The following is a 12,680-nucleotide window of genomic DNA, read 5'->3' on the forward strand; positions in this document are numbered from 1 at the left end:
ATGGCTAAAGCACAGGAACTCACTCCATCAGCTAGATCTGAAGCGCAGAAAGTATCTCCATCTACAGTCTATAGCGTTCAGGGCTCCCCTAACGATTATGATTACGTTCTCAAAGGCGCAGACTTAGTTCTTGTAAATAAAGAGACCCACGAAGAACAGGTTTTTCTCTTTGTCGGTAACATCATGAGCTTGGACGGCCAGGTAGACATGAAGTTCAGCGATGGAGAAAACTTGGAATCCAAGGATATCTTCAACCGCTCGGAAATGCTGGACATGGACAAGCTGGATGAAGAAGCTCCAGAGTGGAAAGCCAATTCAGAGGACTCCACCCCTTCAGACGAGGAAGAAGGCAACTCCGATGAAAGCAATCTGGCCGGGGAACAGCAGGACCCTATCCAGACGGCGCAGGCTGCGCTTATGACCGACCCAACTGATGATATTCTCAAAAGCCAGCAGCGCATGTTCGACGACATTCAAAAATTTTCCAAGCAGGAGAGCCTCTCCAGTGACGTAAGCGGACAAGCCGGTGAAAAGCTTCAATCTGAGGATATTGATCAACCAGATGAGAAGGATGACCCAAATAAGGATGATCCAAATAAGGAAGACCCAAATAAGGATGATCCAACAGATCCAACCAACCACGCTTCTGACGCAAACAACAACAGCGGCAATATAACTATCGAGCTTTCGCAGGACTCCGAGTCCGGTATTCGGAAAGATCCAAGCGATAACACTTCTGATTTCGTTAAAGACGGAATTACCAACCACACAAATTTTAAACTCGTAGGAACCGCCGACCCGGACACCAAGCTGGACATTTACATGAACGGCGAAAAAATCGGCGAAGCGACAGCGAATGAAGATGGCGATTATTCTATAGATATAAGCAATGCAGATTCGGGAGAATCGAAAGGCCTTGGATCAGTCGTGCACGAATTTTACGCCCAATTGGCGGACAGCACCTCTGAAAATCCCGCAAAATCCAGCACTGTAAAAGTGGAAGTTGATACCACTGATCCGACTTTGGGAGAATCCGGTGTAACTTATAATTCCGAAGAAAACGGTAAATATTACACCAACGATGATCGTCCTCTGCTTGAAGGAACCGGTGAAAAAGATACCATCCTTCACATAAGCTACTCAAACAAAGACGGCTCGGTTAGCGGGACACTGGAACAAGTCACGGTAAACAGCAGCGGCAACTGGAGTATCCGCATCCCTGAAAATGCGGACGGGAAAGGCCTTGCTGACGGCGAGTATACCTTCACTATTACCGGGGAAGATGATGCCGGTAACGCACTCACCGCAAACGCTGAAATTCAGAACGTTGTAATCAAAACCAGTTTTGAAACCAGTGCTGAAATTACTCTTGATGACACCACGAACAGCAGAGGCATCGGTGTTGACCCTAATAATGAAGACACCATCACCAATTCCGATACGCTCGATTTGACCATTAAACATATCAGCACTGAAGCCAGAGAAGTGACAGTCATGCTGGTGCTGGATGGCGGAAAGACACAAGAATTGGGCGATGCTGTATTTGATGAAGACAGCGGAACATGGAAATATACAGTAGACAGCGATATAATACCGGACAACGCTGACTACAAGTTCATGGTCAAAGCCACGGATATGGCCGGCAACACGAACACCCCCGGTTCCGACCTTGTTGTCACAATTGACCGCGAAGCGCCGGACAACGGCCTGACGATTGACCTTGATTCTGCCAGTGACTCTGAAGACAGCAACCACGCCCTCAGCAGAGTCGGCGATGATCCTAAAGCGGACAACTACACCCACGGCACAGAGGAAGGACATTCCGAAGGTAAAGGGATGTTAATCTTAAATGGAGAGCATGCCGGTAATCAGGGGCTCGTAAATCTTTATCGAGTTGACGCGGACGGCGATTACATAGACGAAAACGGCAGCAAAACCGATACCCCTGTCCCCGTCAACGCTACCCCTATTGAAGCAGACCCTGACGGCGACTGGACATATTCTTATGATGCCAACAGCATCGGCACCAACGGCGCAGAGACAATCTACTTCCGCGCTGAGATAACTGATGCTGCCGGAAACATCGAACACGCCGAGCTGACCGTCACCGTGGATAACGAGGCACCCGTTGAATCCACTATTTATGTGGAGAATGCCCTTGAAACTAAAGAAACAGCAGAAGGTTTTTCTACTTCCGTAACTGGTAAAGATGTTACAGTCAGCGGAATTATCACCGAGGGCAAGAATGATGTCATTGTCACTATTTATGACAAGGACGGGAACGAAATCGCCAACAGCGCGGAAAATCCCGACCTTATCAAGGTGGATGCCTCCGGCGACAATTTTAAATGGTCGTATGTAAAACATGACGTGGAGCACGAGCACAACTATTCCTACTATGCGACTGTAGAAGACGCAGCCGGGAATGTCACCAAATCTGATCTCATGACCTTTACCTCGGATCAGGGTACCGGCAAGCCGGATATAACGCTGGATGCATCTACCGATACCTCTACCAAAGGTGATAATATTACCGATTTTATCACAGAGGACGACAACGGTACTAAGGTAGAAAACCACAAAATCAATCTGAAAGTCAGCGCGGATGACGATGCGAAACTTGAGATTTATCAGGTTGTCGAGCAGGACTCCGGCTATAGCAATATAGTACTGATTGATGCAGAACATCACATCTACGGCATAAAGATTGAAACCGGCGGTGATGTGGTAAACGGTGATGTTGTTACCTTTAACGCCGAGAATTACGACGACACTGCCACCGAACTGAAATTCGTTACCGTTGCTACGGACGAAGCCGGAAACACCGCTACTTCTGACGTCTATACCATGGTCCTCGATGATTCGGACCCGGTCGATACTAACGGAATAACCGTCACAGCTGTGATGTCTGAAGACGGGGGAACCACTGTAGACTGTGCGGATGACGCATATTCCAGCGCTAAGGCTCTCGAACTGAGCGGTTCATTCACCGACCTCATCGATACCGATATTGATATCGCGTCACCGGTTGTGCGGGTATACGACGGAGGATCTGAAATCGGCACCGCAACTGTAGAAATCAGTGCCGACGGTGAATACACTTGGTCTTTTAAGCTGGGTGATGAGGGCAGCGAAGATACCTACATTGAAGCAAAAGATTATTCCTTTAAAATTGAAATCGAAGATGCCGCCGGAAATATCACAACGGTTCCTGCTGATGCAACCGAAACAATGGACGTTCACATTGACCGTAGCCCCCCTGAGATAATTGCCGACCTCGGCGAAAATCAGGATACCGGACGCAGCGAAGAATATACCGGAGACTGGATTACCAGTGTAACCAATGACCTGAGTGTTGAAGTCACCTCGAACGAAGGCGCGACCATCACCGTAAAAATCAACGATAATACGGAAATTGAACACGTAGTTACTGATGCGGAAGCCAAAGCGGGTAAAATTACTTTCAACATCCCGGACGCCCAGATTAATCACGGCAGCAATAACGTTGTAATCACTGCCACTGATCTGGCCGGCAACAGCACAACAGTTGAAAAAGAACTGGTCATCGACACGGAAGTTGATACCAGCAGCATCAGATTGGCATCAGGATCAAATTCAGGTTTTTCCACTGATAACGCGACTGACGACCATACTCCGACTTTTGAAGGGCTGACCGAAAAATCAGCCTTGGTAAAGCTTACCGTCCACAGTACGGACGGTGACGGTAACGAAATTACCTACTACAGCACCAGCAAACAGGCTCTTGCTGACGGCAGTTGGAACATAGACGTACCGCAGGATCACAACCTCCCGGACGGAACTTACACGGTAACAGCTGAATTTACCGATATTACCGGCAACAGCACATCAGTCGATCTTGAGCCAAGCCTGATTATTTCCTCCGCTCCGGATGCTCCGGAAGTGTCCATGACTTCAGACACTACCGCTTATTTTTATGATGGTATAGACACTGCTAACGACTGGGTCACCAGAGATGCAGCCCCAGACTTTACTGTAAAAAAATCAGTAGGAACAACACTTGATGTAACAGTCACAAAAGCAGGTGATCCGGACTTTACGTATAATCCTGCATACACGGGCAATACCTCCGACACAGCCGAAGCGATCGTCACACAACTTGGTGATCTGGCTGACGGTGAATATACATTCACCTTCATCACCGCGGACCAGTACGGAAATGCAACTGAAGTTGTCAAAACAGTAGTCATTGATAATCACTACGACCACAATGAATTTACCATGGAAATGGCCCCCGAGTCCGACACGGGTACGTCAGACATCGATATTAATGACATAATTCTCACTAACGACGAAACTCCTGAACTCTCCGGAATTGCTGAAAAGAACAGTAAGGCCCGTATGATGGTTATGAGTTTCGACTCAAAAGCTGCACTTGAATCATATTCTGATAATTTTAATTTCGCGAATATGACAGATGAGTCGCTGCGGACTTTCATAGCTGCCAATGAAGCCCAGTTAGGCAAAGAGGTAATTGTTAACCCCGACGGAACATGGATAGCCAATCCCGAGCTTACCGCAGACGGTTATTATAAGGTAATAGTTATTTCCGAAGATCAGGCCGGTAACGTTGAAGCGGAATCCATGGATATCCAGTTGGATACAACCCTGCCTGATCCGCCTAAAATTGATATTACCGATGACGATCATAACCCTTATGCCGAAGATGCGAACGGAAATGTAACTACTCCGATTACGGACCTTTCACCGCGTATTGCAGGTAGTTATACACTAGAAGAAAACGTAAAGACGACAATAACGATATCCAATGAAAAAGGCGACTATACACGCACACTGGATGCCAGAGCCATAGACACGGATAACGACGGAACGTGGGAATATCATTACGATAGAGACGGTAATGACACCTACCTTCATGGTGGCAATTATACCGCAACCATAACCAGTGTCGACGAAGCCGGAAACGAAAGCTCCGACACGATCAAATTTACTATAGACCAGAGCACATACAAGACTCCCACGATAGGACTGGCCGAGGAAGATGATACCGGCGTAAAAGGTGACGGCAGAACAAGCCTGCAAGTCCTTGCGGAAATTCAGGACGATGCTCCCGACAACCCGACCCCGGAGGATGCCCCCAAACTGACTCTTACAGGACACGCTATCGCTTATCATGAAGTAGCAATATACAGGGATGGCGATAGCGAAGCGTTCGCTACCGTAAAAGCGGAAGAAGACGGAGCGTGGAGCTATACTTTAGAAAGCAACCCCACTGACAGTGACACTCATGAATACTACGTTGTCGTTGACGGAACTAAATCAGATGTTTTTAAACTGACCGTAGACAACTCAACTCCGCCACCGGAAGTCACACTGACCAATGATACAGGAATCAATGGCGACTGGATCACATCAGATTCAACAATCGAAGGTAAAGTCGAACCAGGTAGTACCGTTGAATTAACAGCTACAAAAGTATACGAACTGACAGACGGGCATTACATAGACGATGCCGGAAATCAGGTTGATTACACTGGAGAAGTAACCACCATTGGCGGCAAGGACTACTATGTAGGAGTCAGCCAAAGCTATTTTGTAAAGGCTGAAAACATAAAAAGCGACGGTTCCTACAAAACAGCAGAATTAAAAACTCTGCTGAGCGACGGCCAGTACCAGATAAGCGTAACCGGAAAGGATATCGCAGGAAACATCACGACCAACGTAATTGATGATAAAGTTCTTCATCTGGACACTACAACAGTCAAACCGGATGTAGACTTATCCTCAATCAGCGATACTTCTTTTGCCAAAGGCGAAATTATTATTCCTGGCGCTGACGATAAAAATATAGATGTTTATGATGATCTGCCGGGTGATGATGCGTCTAAAGAACTCTTCAAAAGTGATAAATTAACCAACGACAGCACCCCCACACTGCAGGGTAACGCTGAAGCCAACGCATTAATCAGTATTGCTATCGACGGAACATCTGATGTTTATACGACACATGCCGACAGTACAGGAGCATGGTCTTACACTTTGGACACCCCACTTTCAGATGGAAGTCATTCAATAACCGTTACTGCAACAGATACTGCCGGCAACTTCAAGAGCAGTGATGAGCGATCTATCGATGTAGACAGCGGACTCTCTAAAAATGCAGAAATATCGGTTGTTCAGGAAAGTTCACCGGGGCACGGAGGAGAAGGCAACATATTCTACACGCGGGATGATACCCCGGAACTCAAACTCAGTGGTGAGGCAGGAGCAGCATATGTGCTGTACTACAACGAGTCCGGCGATCCGGATAATCCCACATACGTAAGGATCGATGCCAACTATCTGGGATCAGACGGAACAACTACCATAGTACCATCTACGCAATCATTGAATGACGGCGAACATTATTACAAGCTGGTCACCGTTGATGAAGCGGGGAACTCTAATACTACCGATTACACAGTGGTAGTAGACAGCGTCCCCCCTGACCCGGCAGAGGGAATATCTTTTACCTATCACAATGAAACAGAGACAGGTCATCCGCTTGAAACAAAGTCTGCAGAAATTGTTGATGAAAAAGATTCTGAAGGCAATTTAAGCAAAAGAATTTTCACCGTTCATACCAATAATGACACAACGGATCTGGTTGTGGATACTGGGGATGGAACAACACATGTCAGACTTGTTGATGCAAGCGGTAAGACAATTGCCGAAAATGATGTTAGTGCGAACGGTGAATGCCGTCTTGACCTGACGAACAGTGAGATCACTAACATCACCGATGGTGAATATAATTATTCGCTGGAATTTTATGACCATGTAGGCAACAAAAGCACAACTGAAGTTGATCTTCGGTTTATTGTTGATACTGAGGCCCCCACAACGACAATAAAGATTGATTCTGCTTCTGACCGGGGAACCAATACCGAAGCCTATATACTGACCAGCGGTGATTCATTCACGTTCAAGGGAACCCTGACCGAAGACAGAATTGCTGACCATAGTGACGCCAACATAGACTATACAGATCTCGCCTATTTAATCACCGTTGAACACGGCGGTGACACATGGACGTATGATTCCACTGCTGACAACTCGGAGAATCATCACTTTGCCAATGTCTATGTCGGTGAAACCGGTGAATACCACTTTGACGTTGTGGATAACGGGCATCCGCTTGAAAACGGTGACTATTCCGTGACCATACAGGCAGTTGATCTGGCCGGAAATATAACAGATACAAACGATCCCACCGCACAGCACGTTGATTTCACAGTTGATAACACTACATTGCACACAACCGACCTGCAAATGACGGAGCGCATTTTTGAAAACCCTGACGGTACAACGGAAAACTATGTAACTCTTAACCAGTCAGATTATATAGGTGTAGGGGATTCTGAAACTGCTAACACCACCTTCGGCTACGAAGTTATTAAACATGATATCGATACAGGACATTCTGTACTTTCCTCCACGGGTGACATTGCCGATGGCGATGACATTCAAATCTCATTGAGGAACGATAATCATGAATTTGAATATGCTGAGGTAAAAGTCACCGGTGCGGCAGGCAATGAATCGCATTCCCAATACATTGACCTCGACCACACCGACCTGAATTACAGTGAAAATCTCGGTTCAGACGATCATGTTGATAAAGTGTCACTGTCATTATCAGATAATGACGGGCATCATCTTATTGATGCAACTTTTACGGAAGGAGAAAATGGGGAAGCGACTCTACATTATGACTCTAATCATGATGGTTCTCTTGATGCTACATTGACAACCGACACGACCAAATCACAGTCATACGACGGTGGAAGTGTCCAACTAAGTCATAGTGAAGACGGCTGGGCAATTAGCTTCAGTCAGAATCTCACGGCAAACAACTACGACCTGAATATCTCGAGTACTGACACTGACACCCCTGCTAATAATCATAGCAATGATATAAACTTCAGCCTCCAAGATCTTACGCAAGATGTAGCCGGAGACGAAATATTTACCAATACGGATACCGATACCCAGCAAGATTTTAACGGCGCCCATGACGGAAACGGCGGTGATACGCCTGATACAACCTCCGACACGAGCGTTGTAGTGAATACCGAAATCCATCAGGATCACATTGTATTTAACATTGCATAACAGTTTAAATAAAATAGCTTTACAAGGAATTAATATAGATGTCTGCTGATAGCGGCCCACCGTGGCCGGGTTTTGTTGATGCGCTCTCTACCGTGCTTATGATGATGGTGTTCTTCACTCTGCTCATGGTACTGGTTACCGGAACGCTCTCATACATTGTTGCGCTTAAGGAAGTAAACCCCGGAGCCGCCACATCCACCGAACAGGTGGAGACCAGGGTCGCAGCGGCGCAGGATCTTTCTTTTATGGAAAAACCTTCTTCCATGGACAAACTGGCCCAAACAATGACCCAGAGCGCAGTACTGGGCAAAGAAGACCTTGTCACCACTCCCCCGCCGAAGCGTTTTGACATCAAAGAATTTGAACGTGAAAAAGAGATGCTCCAGAAACGGGTAGCCCTTGCGGAAAGCGCTGCATGGAATGCTCATGTGGAACTTCAAAAATTAAAAGAAGAAAAACAAAAAGAAATAACCAAAAACGATTCAAATCTGGAAGCGAAACTTCAGGCCGCCCTTGAAAAAATTAAAAGGCTTGAAGCCGCCGGAGCAGAGGAAAAAACAGTACAAACCGAAGAAGAATACACTCCTCCTCCGTTTGTGACCAAGCTTGTTAAAGGAATGAGTAACAAGCACCGGGTAATAATACTTTACAATAAACTGACCAGCACTCTCGAAGAAAAAACTGAATCTGAACTGCTGGCATGGATTAGGAATAATGAATCTCTGATCATGCAGAAAGGCTTAACCCTGACCGCGACCCTGAACCATGAAGGAGTTTCTTCCAGCATGGCAAACTCGGTTTCATTCAAGCGACTTTATGGGCTGATCAAGTATATAAACACCACTGCGCGCATTCCCAAAAGCAAAATCAAATTTCGTGCATTAAATGACGGTGTGCCCGGAACTAATCAGGTTGTTGTCAGCATTGCAGACAACTTCAAAAAAACGACTAATAATTCGGATTTAAATATTTCCGTTACAAATTAAGGGGGCAGACTTGAATACAGCAAAAAAAACGCCTGTCACCCCGAAGGAACCTGAAAATAAGGTAAAAACAGACACCATCGAGACTCAAACAACTCGCGAGCAGGATAATAACGATTCCAAGAACAATAACTTTGATCCTGATGAAAACATAGGACTTTTCAATCCCGGAGAAGATGAAAAGGGAGCCTCGATAACCTCCTGTTTAAAAAAAATTGCAGACAAATACGGGATAGTTGTGACCGGCAGCTCCCTGCAACTTGGCAGTTCATCTCCCATAAGTGAATACTTGCGCCTTCAGGCGGATAACATGGGAATGGAATCGACCATCAAACCTCTTCCCTATAAGATAGATGAAGATATGCTGCCGCTCATCGTGCAATACACAGACGGCAGTTTTGCACTGCTGGAAGAAAAAGTGGGAAGAAGGCTGACCCTTTGGAACGGAAAGCAGGAAATCATCCGCAATAGAAAATCTGAATTTTCCGAATTCAAAGATTGGTCCTGCTGTCTTAAGCCTATCTTTGAGACAGATAGGATTCCTTTTTTAAGTTTACACTGGTTCTTGGGACAAATAGGCAAAATGTGGCCCATGTATTCACAAGTGATTATGGCCACCGTACTCATCCATTGCTTCACGCTTGTCATACCGCTGTTGATGGGTATTTTTTATGACCGAATTCTGCCCAACCTTGCAGAAAATTCACTGCGGGTTCTTGTTACCGGAGCAATTCTCGTGTTGGCCTTTGACTATATTCTCAAAAACGTGCGGACCTCCCTTGTGGAAAAAGCGGCCCTGCGCGTAGAACAGGATGCAGAGCCACAATTATTATCACTTTTTCTGGATACAACATATTCGAGATTACCTGTTTCAGCCGGGCACATGACTCACGCTGTACAGGAATTTTCACGCATTAAATCTCTCTTCACTACCCAGCTTGTGGTCGGATCAATTGATTTTTTCTTTTTATTTTTCTTCCTGTTCATCATCTACCTGAACAGCGGAATGCTTTTTATTGTTCCGGCTGTCACCTCATTTCTTGTGCTTATTGTGGCTATAGTCTACGGATTTTATATTGATGCCAACGTATCCGCCCAGAGTAAATTGCAATCGCGCAAGACATCGTTTTTAAATGAAATTTTTAATGGTGTTGAGTCTATTAAAATTACCAATGCAGCAAGACTCTTTGTTTCACGCTGGGCTTCGGAGATCGAAAAATCAGGAGAAATGGCCTCTCAGTACCGTCTGGCCCAATCCCGCTGCTCCATGACAACCGGATTTCTGGGACAGCTTAATTCTGCAGGTCTGTTAATTGTTGCGTTTTTCCTGATCAAAAGCGGGCACATGAGCAGCGGCGGACTACTCGCAACCATGGTTCTTTCCGGTCGCTGTATCGCTGTCTCCGCCAGCGTATCTAATTTGATAACATCCTATCTTTTCGCGCGTCGCTCGTATAAGGACCTGCGTCAAATTCTGACACTGGACAAAGAAAGCACCGAAACGCGCCAATTCAAAATACAGCAACTTGGTGGCGGGGTCCGTTTCGACAGTGTCTCCTTCCGTTATCAGCCAGCATCCCCCTACGCTCTAGAAAATGTATCCTTTGAAACCAAACCGGGGGAAAAAGTCGGTATAATCGGCCCCATGGGCAGCGGTAAAAGCACCCTGCTCAAACTGCTATCCGGTTTAGCCGACCCAAATGAAGGGCTGATTATGCTTGACGGGCATAATATGGCCCACCTGAATATTGAAAAAGTGCGTGAATTTGTGGGCGTTGTTCCACAATCTCCGGTACTCTTTCATGGCACACTTGAACTGAACCTGCTTATGGGCTCACGTACCGCCACCCAAAAATCACTGAAACAGGCTCTTACCATTTCCGGCATTGATAAATTCATTTCCATGCATCCACTGGGGCTGAAAATGCCAATCCTAGAGGGAGGTAAAAACCTTTCCAGAGGCCAGCGGCAGGCCATCGCAGTCGCACGTGCCTTGATAAGCTCTCCGCCGCTGCTGCTCCTTGACGAGCCAACCAGCTCCATGGACTCCACGCAGGAAAGAAAGCTTATCAACCAGATTAAGGAAACCATGGCCGATAAATCCATTTTTGTAGTTACCCACAGGCCACAGATTCTTGAAGTTGTAGACCGGATAATGGTTGTGGATCAGGGACGCATTATTGCTGACGGCCCACGTGATCAGATAATCCAAAAACTTTCCAGTCCGGCACCGACTAAGTAGGGGTAACAATGGGTAAAAACTGGAAACATAATCTACTCTGGTCTTTAGAGAAAAGCCTCGGAAACTGCATAGTTCTCTTGCTCATTATTGCTTTCATGACCATATTCATTGTATGGGCTCACAACAGCATGATCGAAAAAACTGTTCGCGCTCAAGGTGTTGTCGAGACCAACCTGACTGATAAAATTGTTGGTCATTTTGAAGGTGGTGTTGTTGAAAAGATTTTCGTTAAAGAAGGCGATACTGTCCGTAAGGATCAGGAATTAATGGCTATCGCCAATACCAATATAACCGAAAAGAGAAACAAATCACTCATCAAGATGAAACGGTTGCAGGCCAAACTGGACCGCCTGATTGCTGAGAGTAAAGATGATACAGATCAATTTTCAGTCAAAGCATCCAACCCGGAACAAAAAAGCGAAATCCAATTCGCCCGCTTCCGGCGCGATGCTCTGAATGAAAAGATCAACATCCTCAAAACCCAGATCCAGCAATCTAGAGCTGCTCTCTCCGCCAGTGAAAAGCATGTAAAAAACCTGCTGGACGAGCAGAAGGTTCTCAAAGAACAATTTGATATGCTGGAACCAATGGTAAAAAAAGGCATCGGTTCCCGGCAATTGCTTCTGCAACGCAAAACCGAATTGGCAAAAATAACTACCAGTATTGCTGAAATATACAACAAAAGAGACGAATATTCCCTCGAAATACGAGAACTTGAACAACGCATCAATCAGGAGCATCTAGATTTTTATCGCGACATCCGTGAAGAAATTAATCAGGTAACCTCGGAACTGAAGTCGGTTCGTGAAGAACTGAATGCCGCTAATGAACAGATTGTCCGCAGCGTCATTCGTTCCCCGATCGACGGAACCATATATAAACTGACCGCAAATACTGTAGGCGGTATTGTCCGTTCCGGACAGGCACTGGCCGAGATTGTACCCTTGGATGCGACAATCCGTATTGAAGGAAAGGTTCAACCTCGTGACCGTACCAAAATATGGAACGGGATGATGGCTAAAATTCGTCCGTCATCCTACGAATTTTCCGAAAAAACCATGCTCAAAGCCAAGATTGTCAACATCTCGGCCAAAACCTATTTTGATGACCTCACCCGCACATGGTACTACAGGGTTATTTTCAATACGGTAAGGGAAGACGCAGGCAAAGTGAAAGAATTCCTGCCGGGCATGATAGTTGAAGTTAATATTCTATCCGGTGAAGAAAGCATTCTTGAATACCTGCTTTCACCTATCACAAGAGGCATGCGCGGAGCCCTCTCTGAACACAGTACCCGTTAG

4 protein-coding genes are annotated in these 12,680 nt (G+C 46.0%); all 4 read left to right on the forward strand.

Annotation, left to right across the window (positions count from 1 at the left end; all coding sequences use genetic code 11):
* Genes ACKU35_RS15105 through ACKU35_RS15120 form a run of 4 tightly spaced genes read left to right on the forward strand, consistent with a single transcriptional unit; the run spans window position 1 to window position 12,680 of the window.
* Window positions 1–8,154 (forward strand): Ig-like domain-containing protein, encoded by an 8,154-nt coding sequence (locus tag ACKU35_RS15105; RefSeq protein WP_319760424.1) that lies wholly within the window; start codon window positions 1–3, stop codon window positions 8,152–8,154.
* A 38-nt stretch (window positions 8,155–8,192) separates the two neighbouring features.
* Window positions 8,193–9,140: a hypothetical protein gene (locus ACKU35_RS15110; RefSeq protein ID WP_319760426.1), complete on the forward strand. Its 948-nt coding sequence runs from the start codon at window positions 8,193–8,195 to the stop codon at window positions 9,138–9,140.
* A gap of 10 nt (window positions 9,141–9,150) precedes the next feature.
* Complete coding sequence (locus ACKU35_RS15115) at window positions 9,151–11,379, forward strand: ATP-binding cassette domain-containing protein (protein ID WP_319760428.1); 2,229 nt, start codon at window positions 9,151–9,153, stop codon at window positions 11,377–11,379.
* Window positions 11,380–11,387: 8 nt separating this feature from the next.
* Window positions 11,388–12,680, forward strand: a complete 1,293-nt coding sequence (locus tag ACKU35_RS15120) for an HlyD family type I secretion periplasmic adaptor subunit (protein WP_319760430.1) — start codon at window positions 11,388–11,390, stop codon at window positions 12,678–12,680.

This window comes from Maridesulfovibrio sp. (assembly GCF_963676065.1).
Classification (GTDB): Bacteria; Desulfobacterota; Desulfovibrionia; order Desulfovibrionales; family Desulfovibrionaceae; genus Maridesulfovibrio.